Origin of the sequence: Streptomyces hygroscopicus subsp. hygroscopicus (assembly GCF_030269125.1) — a bacterium.
In the GTDB taxonomy this organism is placed as follows: domain Bacteria; phylum Actinomycetota; class Actinomycetes; order Streptomycetales; family Streptomycetaceae; genus Streptomyces; species Streptomyces hygroscopicus_C.
This window is the reverse complement of record NZ_BSSM01000032.1, coordinates 1-16,135: the sequence shown is the minus strand read 5'-3', so window position 1 is coordinate 16,135 and position 16,135 is coordinate 1. Positions and strand designations below refer to the sequence as shown.

Genomic DNA, 16,135 nt, shown 5'->3' with positions numbered 1-16,135 from the left:
TCCCCCCGGAACCACGCCACCCACCCCACCCGACCCCGCCCCAGGTCCCTCCGGAGCCACGCCACCCACCCCACCCTGCCCGGCAGAGGCCGCCCCCGCCCCCTCCGAGGCCAGCCCCCTCACCCCCTCCGGCTCCTCCGGCCCCCCCGAACGCCCCGGCACCCCCCTCACTTCCCCGTGAGCGATCCGAAGTCCACGCCGGACCCCAGCACCAGCCCGGCGCCCAGCAGCAGCATCGTCGCCGGGACCATGAAGGTGGTGATCATCAAGGTGGCCTTGGGGACCGCGCGGGCGGCTTTGCGGCGGGCGTTCTGGGCGTCGGTGCGGCGCATGTCCTTGGCGAGGGAGACCAGGGTGTCGACGATCGGCGCGCCCAGTTCCTCGCCCTGCTGGAGGGCGGTGACGAACATGGCGACCTGCTCGGAGTCGTTGCGGCGGCGCAACTCCGCGAAGGCCTGGCGGCGGCTCATGCCGAGGTCCATCTGGCGCAGGGTGATGCGGAGTTCGTCGGCCCAGGGACCCTCGTAACGGGTGGCGACCCGGTCCAGGGCCTGGCGGAAGCCGAGCCCGGCGCTGACGACGACCGCCAGCACGTCCAGGAAGTCGGGCAGGGTGCGCTCGATGACGTCCTTGCGGACGCGGATCGCCGACCAGAGCCCGACCTCCGTCCAGAACGCGCCGAACAGCAGGAGCAGGACCGCCACGAACCACTGGCCGCGCATCAGGAACACCAGGAAGCCGACGCCGCCCAGCGCGCCGTACACCGCGCGGCGGGCGGCGTAGCGGTCGAGGGTCAGGCCCCCGGGGTTGCCCGCGAGGTCGATCCGGCGCCGGTACCGGGCGACCAGGCGGGGGCCCATCAGCCGGAGCACCAGCGGCGCGTACCGCATGCCCATGCGGTCGATGACGGAGCCCACCGCGCCGGTGCGGGTGGCGCCGACCTCCAGGGCGACGGCGAGGTCGGCGGGGAGCTCGGCGTCCGCGCGGTACATGCGCACACCGGTGAAGATCCCCCACACGGCGACGCCCATCAGCAGGGCGAGCAGCAAGGCCATGGTTCCCCCTCCCTCACACGTCGATGCGGCTGAGCCGCCGGATGAGCACGAAACCGACGGCGTACAGCGCGAAGGCGACGAGCACGCAGACCTGCCCGACCGGGGAGCCGGTCATCCGGGCCAGGGCGCCGTCCTTGACGCCGTTCATCAGGAACAACGCGCCGACACCGAGTACGGGCACGGCGTACGAGGTCATGGTCACCTGGGACAGCTGGGTGCGGATCTCGCGCCGGGTCTCCTTGCGTTCCTCCAGTGTCTCGGTGAGGTTGCGCAGGGCGGAGACGACCTGGCCGCCGGCCCGGTTGGACAACACCAGCGTGGTGACGAGGACGACCAGTTCGCGGGACGGGAGGCGGTCGGCGAGTTCGCCGAGGGCGTCGTCCAGGGAGTGGCCGATCGCCAACTGGTCGGAGACCTTGGCGAGTTCCTCGCCGGCCGGGGCCTCCAGCTCCTCCGCCGCCATGCCGATCGCGGTGCGCAGGGCGAGTCCGGCCTGGGTGGCGTTGGCCAGGATGCGGGCCAGTTCGGGGAGTTGGCCGATGAACCGCTCGATGCGCTTGTGCCGCTGCCAGTTGAGGAACTGCACCGCCGCCCAGACGCCCAGCAGCCCGGCGATCGGCCCGAAGAAGGGCGCGAGCGCGGCCTGGCCGATCAGCCAGAGCGCGCCGACCGTGACGAGCATGGCGACGAAGAACTCACCCGGCGTGATGTCCAGCCCGGTCGTGGCGAGGCGCAGTTCGAGCCAGCGGCCGAAGCGGGTGCGGCGCAGACGGCGGTCGAGGTCGCGGAAGTGCCGCCTGCGACCGGAGGCGGAGGTCGGCGGCCCGGTGTGCGAGAGGCGGTCCACCAGTTCGGCGCGCCGGGCCCGGCCACGCGCGTAGCCGTGCACACCGATCACCGCCAGGACGCAGGTCAGCAGCGTCGCGCCGAGGGTGAGCCGGACGAGGGTGTGGAGTTCCATGAGGGGGCCTACCTGGCTTCTCGGGTGGCGAGCTGGTCGGCGGTGCGGGCGACGCCGAAGGCGCCCGGGACGGGCTGGCTCGCCATGTGCAGGCGGTCGGCGGTGCGGCGCGGCAGCGGGAAGTAGGCGAAGGCGCCGGGCACCCGCCCGTCGGCCGTCATCGGCTCGGCGTCGAAGCGGGCGACGGTGGCCAGTCGGTACGGCTCCCCGCCGTGGCTGTCCAGGAGCGCGATCTCGGTGATCCGGCGGGCGCCGTCCGCGAACCGGGTGAGCTGGACGATCACGTCGACCGCGCTGTTGATCTGGTCGTGCAGCGCGACGAAGGGCACCTCCACGTCGGACATGGAGGCGAGCGTCTGGAGCCGGGTGAGGGCGTCCTCGGCGCTGTTGGCGTGCACGGTGGCCAGCGAGCCGTCGTGGCCGGTGGACATCGCCTGGAGCATGTCGAGGGACTCTCCGCCGCGGACCTCGCCGACCACGATCCGGTCGGGCCGCATCCGCAGCGAGTTGCGCACCAGGTCGCGGATGGTGACCTGGCCCTTGCCCTCGACGTTGGGCGGCCGGGACTCCAGCCGGACCACATGGCTCTGCTGGAGCTGGAGTTCGGCGGAGTCCTCGATGGTGATGATGCGCTCGTGCGGCGGGATGAGCCCGGACAGGGCGTTGAGCAGGGTCGTCTTGCCGGTGCCGGTCGCGCCCGAGACGATGATGTTGAACTTCGCCTGCACGAGACCCGCCAGCAGGTAGACCATGGGCTCGGCCAGCGAGCCCAGGCCGATCAGCTCCTGGAGGGTGAAGGAGCGCGGGAAGCGGCGGATGGTGAGGATCGGCCCGGTCAGCGACAGGGGCGGGATGATCACGTTGACGCGCTCGCCGGAGGGCAGCCGGGCGTCGACCATCGGATTCGACTCGTCCACCCGGCGGTTGACGGTGGACACGATCCGCTCGATGGTCTGCATCAGCTGGTCCGCGGAGGCGAACCGCAGGGGCAGCTGCTCCACGCGGCCCCCGCGTTCGACGAAGATCGCGTCCGGGCCGTTCACCATGATCTCGGTGACCGAGGCGTCCTCGAGGAGGGGTTCGAGGATGCCGAGGCCGAGTGCCTCGTCCACCACCCGCCGGATCAGCTGGGCGCGCTCCACCGTGGACAGCACCGGGCCCTCGCGGCTGATGATGTGCCCGAGCACCCGCTCCAGCCGGCTGCGGCGCTCCGCGGCGGCCAGCGCGCCCATCTCCGCGAGGTCGATCTCCTCCAGCAGCTTGGCCCGGTAGGCGGCGACCAGGTGCCCGTCCTCGCCCCGGCTGCCGTGCTCCTCCGGAGTGCTGATGCGTGCCCGCAGGCTCATGGTCGGCTGCTCCTCGGTCAGTGGTCGAGCGGCATGGTCGCGGACTTGGTGGCGTCGCCGAAGCTCCACACGATCTTCGGGATGCGCACGGTGGCGGTCACGGTCACGGAGTCGCCGCCGCCGCCCGCGGAACAGCTCACCTGGATTCCCCCGCTCACCGCCGCCGCGCACGCCTGCTGCGCGTCCTCGCGCAGCGACGCCGCCCGCGCCCCCGCGCGGGCGGCCGTACCGGCCTGCTCGGCGGCGTAGGCGACGGCACCGAGCTGGATGCCGGCGAGGGCGACGATCAGCAGCACGGGAAGGAACCCCAGGTATTCGATGGCGACTTGACCGCGGTCACGGCGCCCGTTCGGGTACGGCATCTCAGTCCTTCGCCTCCTCCACCGCGCCGGCGTGGCCGTGCACCGTCGCCGGGAAGGAGATCAGGCCCGGGAAGAGCACCGGGACCTTGAGGAGGACGTCGGCCGTGACGTAGCCGGACCCGCCGCAGCGCACCGTCGCGTCCCCCCTCCACGCCGACGGCAGGTCCTTCAGCCCCGCCGCCGAACAGGCCGCCTCGCGCGCACCGCCGGGCGAGGCCGCCGTACCCGCGCGCACCGCCTCGTCCGCGGCGTTCCCGGCGAGCGTGAAGGTGTACCCCACGAGTACGGCCTGCCACACGAGCACCAGGGTCAGCAGGATCAGCGGCGTCATGCCGAGGAACTCGATGCTCACCTGCCCCTCGTCCGCGCCGAGTCGCACGGGCCGCCGCGTGCCGAGCCGTCGCCTCATGAGCCGCTCACTCCTTCCGCCGCCGAAAGCCCCCACCACGCCCCCCGCCCCGGTGCGCCCCCTCCGTCGCCCGCGCGAGCCCCAGCTCCCCCGCGAGCGCCCACAGCGCCTGCTTCACCGTGCTGCGGCCGTCGAGTTCGTGGACCCGGCCCGCGTCCACGACCGACTGCAGTTCCCTGAAGTTGGCGGGGACCGCGGTGCGGGCCAGCGCCGTGCCGGTGATCCGCTGCACCAGCGCGGGCTGGATCTCGGTGTGCCGGCTGTGCCGGTTGACCACGACCGTGGTCTCCTCGGCCTTGCGGATCTGCAACCGGTCCCACATCCGCACGGTCCGTTTGGCGGCCCGTACGGCGATCACGTCCGGCGTGGTGACCAGCAGCGCCGTGTCCGCCGTCTCGACCGCGGCCGCGCCGGCCCCGCCGAGCTGGGCGCCGCAGTCGATGACGACGACCTCGTACCGGGAGCGCAGCGCGCGCACGATCTGCCGGGCGGTGCGGTCGGTGACCTCCTCGCCGCGTTCGCCCTCGCCGGGCGCGAGCAGCAGGGCGAGCCCGGTGTCGTGCCGGAAGAGCGCGTCGGCGAGCACCCGCGCCGAGATGTCGCTGATGGCGGCGAGGTCGGCCACCGAGCGCCGGAACTGGATGTCCAGGTAGGACGCGACGTCCCCGGACTGGAGGTCGAGGTCGACCAGCGCGGTGGACCGCCCGGACGCCTGGGCGGCGAGCGCGAGCTGTATGGCTGTGAGCGTCGCGCCGACGCCCCCCTTGGCGCCGCTGACCGTGACGACGGTACCCCCGGACCCGCCGGGCGCCTCGCCGCCGTGGCCGAGATGGCGCCGCACCTCCGTCGACCACTGGGCGACCGCCTGCACACGGCCGGCCAGTTCGTCGTACGACAGCGGGAGCGCGACCAGTCCCCGGGCACCGGAGTCCATGGCCGCGGCGAACAGCCCGGGGCTCGCGTCGGTGGTGACGAGGATGACGCCGACGGCCGGGAAGCGCAGGGCGATCTCCCGGATCAGCTCCAACGCCGTGACCGGGCCGATGCGTTCATGGACGACGAGCACCTCGGGAAGTTCGTCCACGGACTCGGCGGCGAGCCGGGCGAGGGCGTCGACCAGTTGGGTGGAGTCGGTGACCGGGGGCTGCGGCTCGGCGTCGGGCAGCTGGCTGAGCAGGGTGACGAGGTTGCGGACGGCGTCCGGGTCGGCACCCGCCGGGAGGATCCTGGTCGGCATGCGGGCCGCCTCTCACTTGTCCGTCGCGAGTTCGTACGTGCGGTCCTTGTCCGGGACGCCGGTCTCGCCGCCCGGACCCACCAGTGCGAGCCGGACGCGCTGCGCGAACGACTCGGCGTAGGTGATGCGCTGGGCGTCGAGGGTGGACAGCGCGAAGGTGATGGGGACGGCCTCGCTCGGCTGCTGCTGGTCGTTCTTGGCGGCGTCCGGTTCGAGGGCGGTGATCCGGCCGACGTCGAGGACGCGCGCGCCGGTCACGATGATCTTGGACTGGTCCGGGTCGCCCTCCTTCCTGCCCGCGAAGGTGGCGTAGACGTTGACCCGCGATCCGGGGGTGATCTTCCCGGCCACGCCCGTCGCCGCGTCGATCATGATGGCGACCTCCTGCTGTCCGGGCTGGAGGGCGGGCTGGTCCACGATCATGTCGCTCTGCAGCAGGGAACCGGCGTGCAGCGTGGTGACGGCGATCTTGCCCTGGAGCCGGCGCAGATCGGTGACGGCGGTGCCGGACAGCCAGCGCTTGGGCATCCTGACCTTCTCGAACTGGCCCGCGTCCAGGGTGGTGTACGGCTTGACGTCGGAGCGGACCCGGTAGGCGGTGACCTCGGGGCCGACCTTGGAGTCGACGTCGTGGATGACGGAGAGCACGCCGGCGAACGCGAGCAGGGCGCACAGGACCGACAGGAGCAGGAGTATCACGCCGCGGCGCTGACGGGAGTTCATGAACCGTGCAACCTCATGGGGGAATCGGTCGTGCGGGATATGGACGTGCGGGTCAGGCGGGGTCAGGCGGGCGTGCGGGGTTCCAGGGCGCGTGGGGCGGGCGGTTCATGGACCGGCGGGACGGCGGAGCAGAAGACGCAGCGGTCGCCGATGACGTCGAGACCGCACCAGTGGCAGCGGGACTGGCGTACGGAGGCGACCAGTTGGTACAGCACGGACAGGTCGTCGAGGTGGGCGCAGAACTCGACCATGCGGCCGGTGCCCCACCACGCCCGGGACTCGGCGGGCAGTCCGGTCTCCCGCACCCCCTGCACCTGCCACGCGGTGCCGAGCCCGGTGGCCCACTCCCCCGGCAGCTGGCCCTTGGCGAGGAGCATCCAGGTGGGGAACTCGGGCCCCTTGAGCGTGGCGTCGGGGGCGACCTTGACGAGCTGGGGCTCGGGATGGGCGAGTACGGCGAACTGGCTGCCCGGCAGCCAGGACTTGGCGTGCGCCTTCAGCCCGACCGGCACCCGGTCGAGCCGGGCGACGGAGCCGAGGACGGCGCCGGCGTGGATGTAGTGGGCGAGCAGCCGTCCGGCGCAGGCGAGCACCCCGGGCCCGAGGTCGCAGGAGGCGAGCTGACGTAACTGCCGGGCCAGGACGGCGACTCCGAGGGGCGGCAGCTCGGGCCGGAACAGGGCGACCCGGTCGCTCTCCAGCAGCGAGCGCAGGGTGTGCAGGCGCCGTACGACCGGCTCCGGGGTGGCCGCCGAGCAGACGACGACGACATGGCCGTACTGCTCGATGACGGCGTGCAGTTCGGTGAGCGCGTGGTCGAGCGGGTGGCGGTCGAGACCGGCCAGCACGACGGCGGGCATGGTGCGTTCGTCCTGTGGCGGCAGCGCCAGGTCGGCGCTGGTCACGGCAATGGCAGTTGGCACGCCCCGCTCCCCGGTGACTTCACTGCGTGACTACCTGAGCACTGTATCCACGCCGCTGGGGCGGGAGAACAGCGTTCGTGAAGCAGATGTGGAACTTACTGGCGGCAAGTCCGCCCAAACCAGGACAGGTTGAGAAAGCACCCGGCCCCCACTCCGGTCTGGACCTCTTGACAGCAGGATTGGTCTGGACCAACTTGTCTGTGCACCGGTGGCCACCGGCTCCACCCGTGGATTCCGCCCCTGGGATTCCACCCGGCGTTCCGACCCCATGGACTCCCGCTCCACTCCGACTCCCCGGAGGTCCCCGTGGACCGCGCACCAGGCACCCCCAGACCACCCCGACGCCGCCTCGCGGCATGGTCCGCCGCCGTCACCCTCGCCCTCGCGGCCGCCGGCCTCGCCGCGGCCGCCGGCCCGGCCGCCGCGGCGGACGTCAACAACGTCGTCAACGCCGGCTTCGAGTCGGGCCTGTCCGACTGGACCTGCTCGGCGGGCAGCGGCACGGCCGTCTCCTCCCCCGTCCACTCCGGCACCGGCGCCCTGAAGGCGACCCCCGCCGGCCAGGACGACGCCCAGTGCACCCAGACGGTCGCGGTGAAGCCCAACTCGTCCTACACCCTGAGTGCCTGGGTGCAGGGCGGCTACACCTACCTCGGCGTGACCGGCACCGGCACGACCGACGTCTCCACCTGGACCCCCGACACGAGCGCCTGGAAGCAGCTGTCGACGTCGTTCACCACGGGCGCCTCGACCACGTCGGTCACGGTCTACACCCACGGGTGGTACGGCCAGGCGGCCTACTACGCCGACGACGTCTCCCTCTACGGCCCCGACGGCGGCGGCACGGGCGGCGGCACCCCGCCCCCCACGGTCCCGGCCGCCCCCACGGGCCTCGCGGTCTCCGCCACGACCTCGTCCTCCGCCACCCTCACCTGGTCCACGTCCTCGGGCGCGACCGGCTACAACCTGTACGAGAACGGCACGAAGGTCTCGTCGGCGACCGGCACGTCCGCCACCGTGACGGGCCTGTCCCCGGCCACCTCGTACTCCTTCCAGGTGACGGCGACCAACGCGGCGGGCGAGTCGCAGAAGTCCGCCGCGGTGACGGCCACGACGGCCTCCTCCGGCACGGGCGGCGGCACCGGGGGCTCGCTCCCGAAGCACGCGGTGACGGGCTACTGGCAGAACTTCGACAACGGCGCGACGGTCCAGAGGATCTCCGACGTGCCCGCCTCCTACGACATCATCGCGGTCGCCTTCGCGGACGCGACCACGACGCCGGGCGCGGTCACCTTCAACCTGGACTCGGCGGGCCTCGGCGGCTACACGGTCGACCAGTTCAAGGCCGACATCAAGGCCGAGCAGGCGGCCGGCAAGAAGGTCGTCGTCTCCATCGGCGGCCAGAACGGCACGGTGTCGGTCAGCGACTCCGCCTCCGCGACGAACTTCGCGAACTCCGTGTACTCCCTGATGCAGACGTACGGCTTCGACGGCGTCGACATCGACCTGGAGAACGGCCTGAACGCGACGTACATGACCCAGGCCCTGCGCGCCCTGTCGGCGAAGGCGGGTCCGTCCCTGATCCTCACGATGGCCCCGCAGACGATCGACATGCAGTCGACGTCCGCCGCGTACTTCCAGACCGCGCTGAACGTGAAGGACATCCTCACGGTCGTCAACACCCAGTACTACAACAGCGGTTCCATGCTGGGCTGCGACGGCAAGGTCTACAGCCAGGGCACGGTCGACTTCCTCACCGCCCTCGCCTGCATCCAGCTCCAGGGCGGCCTCGCCCCCTCCCAGATCGGCCTGGGCCTGCCCGCCTCCTCCCGCGCGGCCGGCAGCGGCTACGTCTCCCCGTCCGTGGTGGACAACGCCCTCGACTGCCTGGCCGCCGGCACCGACTGCGGCACCTTCAAGCCCGCCAAGACCTACCCGGACCTGCGCGGCGCGATGACCTGGTCCACGAACTGGGACGCGTCCTCGGGCAACGCCTGGTCGAACACGGTGGGGCCGCACGTGCACGCGATGCCGTGACATGACCCCGCCCGACCCCTCCCCGGCGCCCGGACTTCTCCCCAGAGTCCGGGCGCCGTTCCCTGTATCCGTTTCCGGCCACCCCCTCCTGATTCGCGTTGCGACGCGCGAGGGGCCGGTGTGATGCTCCCCGGCATGGCCGGCCAGGGGGACGGGATGGATGTGACGGCGGGGACACGTGGATCGCGGCTCTCCGAGTACGCGGAGATGACGGGGCCTGTGGAGCGGGGGAAGGCGGGAACACGGCCGGACGAGAGTGCTTCTTCGCCGCCGAGCGAGAACCCCTTCGCTTCTTCCCTTGACGAGGAGGTGGCGCGGGTCCGACGAGAGTTCGCGGTGCGGCTCGGGGAGTTCAGGCGTACGGCGGTGCTGGTGCCGGTGGATGAGCGGGGTGTGCCGTTGACGGGTGATCACGGCGGTGTCCGGTGGATCTTCGCGTTCTCCGGTGAGGCGGCTCTGGCCCGGTATGCCCTGGCGCGGGGTGAGGGCGACCGGGTGTGGGCGTATCAGGGGTGGCTGGGTGCGCGGTTGCTGGACGCGGCGGTGCCGGCGGTGGGGGTGCCGTGCGGGGTGGCGCTGGACGTGGGGGGTGCGGGTGTGCTGTTCCCGCCGGTGGCGGGGGTGGTGCCGGACGGGGTGGCGGTGGACGTGGCCGGCTGGCGGGGGGTGGCGAGGTGAGTGGTGACGGCAAGGACTTGAAGACCGAGGGTCTGGCTCTGATCGCGAAGGGGCTGAACGATGCCCTGGGTGAGCTGAAGGAGCTGGGCATCGTGTACGAGGCGGACGCGGGCCGGGGTTTCGACAGGGTCGGCCTGACCGGGCTCCAGCTGGGTCATGACGGGCTGACCGGTGAGTTCAAGTCGTTCTGTGAGCGCTGGGAGTGGGGGGTGCGTGCGCTGGTGGCCGAGGGCAGCGGGTTCGCGGTGAGGACGGGCCTGGCGGCGGGCACGTACGACGACACCGAGAACTACGTGGTCGGCACGTTCAAGGATGTCGCCAACGCGGCGATCGGGAATCCCGATGCCTCGGAGGAGGACGTGGAGAAGATGGGATGGGGGGACATCTTCACGTCGAGTCCGTACGGCGGGAACGTGGACTACAGCGAGAAGTCCTTCGACGAGGCGTGGGCGAACAGCAGGCAGGGCTGGGACGACGACGCGCGCGACTTCATGGACTCGCCGGCCGCGAAGGCCATGGGCATCAGGCCGGGCGGTATGTCGGACGCGGAGTACCACCGGATGCTCGACGCCGCCTTCGGTCCCTCCGCGGAGGAACGCGCCCGCACGGGCGGGCAGCGGGGCGGTGAGGGCTGATGGGGCTGGGTGAGCTGGGCAGGATCACCAACACCGTCCTCGGCGCGGGCGAGGACACGTGGAACGCGGGCAAGAGGAAACTCGGCGAGGGTGTCGACTGGGCCGCGCACAAGGTGGGCGGCGAGCTGGACCACGCCGGTCTGCACGGGTGGGCCGACAAGGTCGAGGACGCGGGTGACGGTCTCGCCTCCTACCTCGGCGCGACTCCGGGTGAGAAGCAGCTCGGTGAGACGGAGGACGCGGACGAACTCGTCCACGGTGCTCCGGGGCGGATCCGGGAGAGCGCCAGGCACCTGAGGGACTTCCACAGTGCTTTCGACAAGGTCGGCCGGGGCATGCGCAAGGTCGACTCCTCCGGCTGGGAGGGTGAGGGCGGGGACGCGTTCCGCAAGAGGTTCGGCGTGCATCCGGCCAAGTGGGCCACCGCGGCCGAGGCGTGTCTGGGGGCGGCGAAGGCGCTGGAGTCGTACGCGGACACCGTCACGTGGGCGCAAGGCCAGGCCGAGGAGGCCGTCGGGCTCTACAAGAAGGGCACGAAGGCGTCGAGGGACGCGGCCGAGGCGTACAACAAGAAGGCCGACGCCTACAACGCGAAGGTCAGGGCGCACGAGGATCCCGGTCCGGAGCCCGAGCCGTTCCACGACCCCGGCAAGGCCGACGTCGACTCGGCCGTCCACAAACTCGCCGCCGCCCGCAAGCAGCGTGACACCGCCGCGACGGAAGCCGAGGGCAGGATCAAGGCGGCCCTCGCCCACGCCCCGGCCGAGCCGCCGCCGCTGACCCGGCTGCGGCACGATCTCGAGGACGGCTACACGGAGGTCGACACCGCGGCCGTCCACTTCCTCGGCGGTGTCGTCAAGGGCACGGCGGGCCTGTTCACCTTCGTCCGCGGCCTCAACCCCCTCGACGTGTACAACGTCACGCACCCGGCCAACTACCTCCAGCACGTCAGCATGACCCTCAGCGGTCTGCTGGCCCTCGACCAGCATCCCGACCGCGCGCTGGAGGGCATGTGGTCCGACTTCGAGAAGGACCCGTCGGAGTTCGGCGGAAAGATGCTCCCCCAGCTCTTCGTCGGCGACGGCGTCGGCCTGGAGGCCGGCCTGACCCGCGACGCGGCCGAAGCGGGACTGCGCTCCGCGGCCGGGGGCACCCTGAAGGACGGGGCACGGGCGGGCGCCGAGGACGCGGGAAAGGCCACCGCCCGGGACACGGTGCGCGAGGACCCCCACCAGCCCTCCCGGCAGCAGGAATCGGTGGAGAGCGGGGGCACCGACCCCATCGACCTCGCCACCGGCAGGATGTACCTTCCGCAGACGGACGTCGTCCTCCCCGGCGTACTTCCCCTGCTCCTCAAGCGGCGGGTGGAGTCCGGCTACCACCTGGGCCGCTGGTTCGGCCCGTCGTGGTCCTCCACGCTCGACCAGCGCCTGGAGATCGACGCGGAGGGAGTCGTCTTCGTCACGGAGGACGGCCTCCTCCTGTCCTACCCCCATCCCGCCCCGGGCCTGCCGACCCTGCCCAGCCACGGCCCCCGCCGACCGCTGGACCGCGTCGACGGCGGCTACACGATCACCGACCCGGAGACGCGTCGCACCTGGCACTTCTCCGACCGCACCGAGAACCTGGCGGTCCTGGAACAGGTGGACGACCGCAACGGCAACTGGATCACCTTCGAGTACGACACCGAGGGCACCCCGCTGGCCGTCTTCACGAGCGCCGGCCAGGGCGTCCGCATCACCACGGACTCGGGCCGCGTCACCTCGTACCGCCTGGCGACGACGGGCGAAGATCTCAAGCGCTTCTCCTACACGGACGGAAACCTCACCGAGGTCGTCAACTCCTCGGGCCTGCCGCTGCGTTTCGGCTACGACGACCGCGGCCGGGTGACGTCCTGGACGGACACCAACGACCGCTCCTACACCTACGCGTACGACGACCGGGACCGCTGCGTGGCGGAGGGCGGCGCCGCCGGCCACATGGCGCTCCGCCTGACGTACGGGGACCCGGACCCGGCCACGGGCCTGCGCACGACGACGGCGACGACCGGCGAGGGCCACACCCGCCGCTACCTGGTCAACGCCGCATGGCAGGTCGTCGCGGAGAACGACCCCCTGGGCGCGACCACGAGCTACGTCCGCGACCGCTACAACCGTCTGCTGTCCACGACGGACCCGCTCGGCCGCACGACGTCGTTCCGCTACGACGAGGCGGGCAACCTCGCATCCGCCGTCCGCCCGGACGGCCGCGAGGCCAGGGCGGAGTACAACTCCCTGGGTCTGCCGGTGAAGCTGGTGAACCCCGACGGAACGACCGTCCGGCAGACCTTCGACGCCCGGGGCAACCGCACTTCGGTGACCGACCCGACGGGCGTGACCACCCACTTCACGTACAACGAGGCCGGCCACCCGACGTCGGTGACCGACCCGCTGGGCAGCACGACGACGATCACCTGCGACCGCGCGGGCCTCCCCCTGACGGTGACGGACCCCCTGGGCGCGGTCACCCGCTACACCCGGGACGCCTTCGGCCGCCCGGCCACGATCACGGACCCGACCGGCGCGACCACGCTGCTGGAGTGGTCGGTCGAGGGCCACCTGACGCGTCGTACCGCTGCGGACGGTACGACGGAGACGTGGACGTACGACGGCGAGGGCAACTGCACCACCCACACCGACCCACTGGGCGGTGTCTCGCACTTCGAGTACACCCACTTCGACCTCCTCACGGCCCGCACGGGCCCGGACGGGGTGCGCTACGAGTTCGCCCACGACGCAGAGCTACGACTGACGAAGGTCACCAGCCCCCAGGGCCTGACCTGGGAGTACGAGTACGACGCGGCAGGCCGCCTGTTGTCGGAGACGGACTTCGACAACCGCACCCTCACCTACGCATACGACCCGGCGGGCCGCCTGGCCTCCCGCCGTAACGCCCTCGGCGAGACGATCTCTTTCGAGCGAAACGAAATCGGCCAAGTCCTCCGCAAGAACGCCGCCGGCCAGGTGACGACCTACGCGTACGACCTGACCGACCAGCCGGCCCAGGCGACCGCCCCCGACGGCACCACGCTCGTGCTGCTGCGCGACCGCCACGGCCGCCTGCGCTCGGAGACGGTCGACGGCCGGACCCTGACGTACACGTACGACGAACTGGGCCGCCGCACGGGCCGGACCACCCCGACAGGGGCGGAGACGACCTGGTCCTACGACGCGGCGGGCCGCCGCACGGGCATGACGGCATCGGGCCGCCCGATCGACTTCACCTACGACGAGGCCGGCCGCGAACTCACCCGCCACATCGGCGAGACGGCGACCCTGACCCACACCTACGACCCCCTGGGCCGCCTCACAGGCCAGAAGGTGACGGGACAGGCAGGCACCCTGCTCCAGCACCGGTCCTACACCTACCGCGCCGACGGCAACCTCACCGGCATCGACGACCACCTCTCGGGCCCCCGCCGCTTCGACCTGGACACCACCAGCAGGGTCACCGCGGTCCACGCGGCGGGCTGGACCGAGCGCTATGCCTACGACGAGGCGGGCAACCAGACCCAGGCGTCCTGGCCAACCGGCCACCCGGGCACGGAAGCGACCGGCCCCCGCACCTACGAAGGCACCCGCATCCTGCGCGCCGGCAACATCCGCTACGAACACGACGCCCTGGGCCGCGTCACCCTCCGCCAGAAGACCCGCCTGTCCCGCAAGCCGGACACCTGGCGCTACCAATGGGACGCCGAGGACCGCCTCGTCTCGGTGACCACCCCGGACGGCACCCACTGGCGCTACACCTACGACCCCCTCGGCCGCCGCACCGCCAAACTCCGCCTGGCACCGGACGGCGAGACGATCCTGGAACGGGTCACCTTCACCTGGGACGGCACCACCCTCTGCGAACAGACGACAACCTCCCCCCAGCTCCCCAACCCGGTCACCCTCACCTGGGACCACCAGGGCCTACGCCCCCTCGCCCAGACCGAACGCATCACCGCGGCCGACGCCCCTCAGGAGGAAATCGACTCCCGCTTCTTCGCCATCGTCACCGACCTCGTCGGCACCCCCCACGAACTCCTCGACGAACAAGGCGACATCGCCTGGCACACCCGCAGCACCCTCTGGGGCAAAACAGCCTGGAACACCAACGCCACGGCCTACACCCCACTACGCTTCCCCGGCCAGTACTACGACCCCGAAACCGGCCTCCACTACAACTACTTCCGCCACTACGACCCCGAAACAGGCCGGTATTTCACACTCGATCCACTCGGGCTTGCGCCGGCGCCCAACCCCGCAACGTATGTGGGGAACCCCCACACCTGGGCAGACCCTCTGGGCCTAGCTCCTGACGTATGCCCGAAGTCAGGACCGTTCGGTCGAGATCTTTCTGACGCAAAGGCGAAGGCATTGAGCGATGCCGGAATCCCTGAAGGAACGCCGCCGCTCGAAGTGAACGAGTACGTCCCCGCCACCACTCCGGAATGGCAGGGCTCGAAGCAACTGATGGGTGACGACCACAAGCCTGTGTACTACACCGAAGAAGTGTACGAACACCCCAACGGCCGCGACCTGGTCGTCTTCCAGGACCACTGGTTCGGTCACCAAAATCCGGGTGAGCCGGGCTATCAGCCATCACACGTCCATGTGAGACCATTCGAAGACACTCGAAACGGCCAGATTCCCGGGTGCGAGGAGCACTACTACTATGACCGCTAGCTTTTCTGTGCGGAACGTAGGGACCGTGGCTCCTCTCTACGGACCGCAGCTCCCCGCGCTGAACTCCGTTCGCCTGCGCTCCGTCAATCTCAACTGGCGCGGTCCAGAGCTGGCTCTACGGCTCGACCTGCCGGCGCCGCCGCTTCACCTTCCGGACGACTGGACTGCAGCGGGAGCCAACACGGTTCAGGTTCATCTCCGGTTCCTAGCGGTAGCCGACCTGGTGCTGTCTGCGTGGGAACCGCCCGTAACAGCCCGGATTTCGATGGCGCCACTGCCAGGCGATGAGCATAGGGTCCGGGTGACGGCATCTGCGGCTGGCGGCACCTTTCTGGAGTTCACTGCAAGCGCGGACGTACTCGCCGGACACGTGAGTGGCTTCCGGCTAGGGCCGGACGGCTCGGATGACGGTCCGCACTTGTTCCTCAGCAAGGTGGACGCCAAACGAAACTCGACGATCCCCGATCCCTGCGAGAAGACCTTCTATGGACGCTGAGCTTGCCGCGCTGACGACACCATCCGCATTGAGCAGCCACGACCTGTTCTACGTACATCTTGATGAGCGGCAGTGCTCTGTAACCCTCGGGTTCGCCACCCAGGAAGGCCAAGAAGCCTTCGAGTTCTTCCTCATGTTCACCGACGTACGGAACGTGTCGGTGAACGGTTGGGGTCCTCCGGGGCGCAAGAAAGTGCGGCTCGAAGAAGTAGGGGGCGCCATCATTGCATCCATTGACACCCAGGGCTCGTCACTGAACTTTGAAGCAGCAGACATGGAAATTCTCCGAACGCGTTCCTTTCATGCCTCGCCACCTAGTTCGTGAAGGTACTCCGAGACGCAGGCGGTGGAGTCGGATACCGTCTTTTATTCGCCGGCGAGGGTAGGGCCTGACTGCGTCCGAACGCAGAAAACCCCCGCACCAGTGGTGCGGGGGTTTTCCCAAAAATTGTTCGGCGGCGTCCTACTCTCCCACAGGGTCCCCCCTGCAGTACCATCGGCGCTGAAAGGCTTAGCTTCCGGGTTCGGAATGTAACCGGGCGTTTCCCTAACGCTATAACCACC

Annotated in this window: 14 protein-coding genes and 1 rRNA gene; 6 read left to right on the top strand and 9 right to left on the bottom strand. The window is 70.8% G+C overall.

Annotated features, from left to right (window positions below; genetic code table 11):
• Positions 1–167 precede the first annotated feature (167 nt).
• The 8 genes from QSK45_RS37805 to QSK45_RS37770 form a co-directional block, all read right to left on the bottom strand.
• On the bottom strand, positions 168–1,055 hold the full coding sequence (locus QSK45_RS37805) for a DUF5936 domain-containing protein (RefSeq protein WP_285563492.1): 888 nt from the start codon (positions 1,053–1,055) through the stop codon (positions 168–170).
• A 13-nt stretch (positions 1,056–1,068) separates the two neighbouring features.
• Positions 1,069–2,016 carry a type II secretion system F family protein gene (locus tag QSK45_RS37800; protein WP_285563491.1) on the bottom strand — a complete coding sequence of 316 codons (948 nt, stop codon included), beginning with the start codon at positions 2,014–2,016 and terminating at the stop codon, positions 1,069–1,071.
• A gap of 8 nt (positions 2,017–2,024) precedes the next feature.
• Positions 2,025–3,362: a TadA family conjugal transfer-associated ATPase gene (locus QSK45_RS37795; RefSeq protein ID WP_285563490.1), complete on the bottom strand. Its 1,338-nt coding sequence runs from the start codon at positions 3,360–3,362 to the stop codon at positions 2,025–2,027.
• Positions 3,363–3,379: 17 nt separating this feature from the next.
• A complete protein-coding gene (locus QSK45_RS37790) occupies positions 3,380–3,724 on the bottom strand; it encodes a TadE/TadG family type IV pilus assembly protein (protein ID WP_285563489.1) in 345 nt (114 codons plus the stop codon).
• Between the two features lies 1 nt (position 3,725).
• On the bottom strand, positions 3,726–4,133 hold the full coding sequence (locus QSK45_RS37785; RefSeq protein WP_285563488.1) for a TadE/TadG family type IV pilus assembly protein: 408 nt from the start codon (positions 4,131–4,133) through the stop codon (positions 3,726–3,728).
• 7 nt (positions 4,134–4,140) lie between these two features.
• The gene (locus QSK45_RS37780) at positions 4,141–5,370 is read right to left on the bottom strand and encodes a CpaE/TadZ family protein (protein WP_285563487.1); all 1,230 of its coding nucleotides are present in this window, start codon (positions 5,368–5,370) and stop codon (positions 4,141–4,143) included.
• A gap of 12 nt (positions 5,371–5,382) precedes the next feature.
• Positions 5,383–6,093 (bottom strand): Flp pilus assembly protein CpaB, encoded by a 711-nt coding sequence (gene cpaB / locus QSK45_RS37775; RefSeq protein ID WP_285563486.1) that lies wholly within the window; start codon positions 6,091–6,093, stop codon positions 5,383–5,385.
• A gap of 62 nt (positions 6,094–6,155) precedes the next feature.
• Complete coding sequence (locus QSK45_RS37770; RefSeq protein WP_285563485.1) at positions 6,156–7,016, bottom strand: hypothetical protein; 861 nt, start codon at positions 7,014–7,016, stop codon at positions 6,156–6,158.
• 306 nt (positions 7,017–7,322) lie between these two features.
• Here QSK45_RS37770 and QSK45_RS37765 point away from each other — a divergent pair, with 306 nt between their 5' ends.
• The 6 genes from QSK45_RS37765 (at position 7,323) to QSK45_RS37745 (ending at position 15,896) form a co-directional block, all read left to right on the top strand.
• Complete coding sequence (locus QSK45_RS37765; protein WP_285563484.1) at positions 7,323–9,053, top strand: chitinase; 1,731 nt, start codon at positions 7,323–7,325, stop codon at positions 9,051–9,053.
• 309 nt (positions 9,054–9,362) lie between these two features.
• Entirely contained in the window at positions 9,363–9,731 is a 369-nt protein-coding gene (locus QSK45_RS37760; RefSeq protein WP_490993676.1) for an SseB family protein, read from the top strand.
• Positions 9,728–10,366, top strand: a complete 639-nt coding sequence (locus QSK45_RS37755) for a hypothetical protein (RefSeq protein WP_285563482.1) — start codon at positions 9,728–9,730, stop codon at positions 10,364–10,366. The genes QSK45_RS37760 and QSK45_RS37755 overlap by 4 nt, the downstream gene beginning before the upstream one ends.
• A complete protein-coding gene (locus tag QSK45_RS37750; RefSeq protein WP_285563481.1) occupies positions 10,366–15,075 on the top strand; it encodes a putative T7SS-secreted protein in 4,710 nt (1,569 codons plus the stop codon). The genes QSK45_RS37755 and QSK45_RS37750 overlap by 1 nt, the downstream gene beginning before the upstream one ends.
• Entirely contained in the window at positions 15,065–15,571 is a 507-nt protein-coding gene (locus tag QSK45_RS38725) for an Imm50 family immunity protein (protein ID WP_490993675.1), read from the top strand. Before QSK45_RS37750 ends, QSK45_RS38725 begins: the two co-directional genes overlap by 11 nt.
• Entirely contained in the window at positions 15,561–15,896 is a 336-nt protein-coding gene (locus tag QSK45_RS37745; RefSeq protein ID WP_285563480.1) for a hypothetical protein, read from the top strand. Before QSK45_RS38725 ends, QSK45_RS37745 begins: the two co-directional genes overlap by 11 nt.
• 125 nt (positions 15,897–16,021) lie before the next feature.
• On the opposite strand, the gene rrf is transcribed toward QSK45_RS37745, so the two are convergent.
• A 5S ribosomal RNA gene (rrf, locus tag QSK45_RS37740) occupies positions 16,022–16,135 on the bottom strand; the annotation flags it as partial.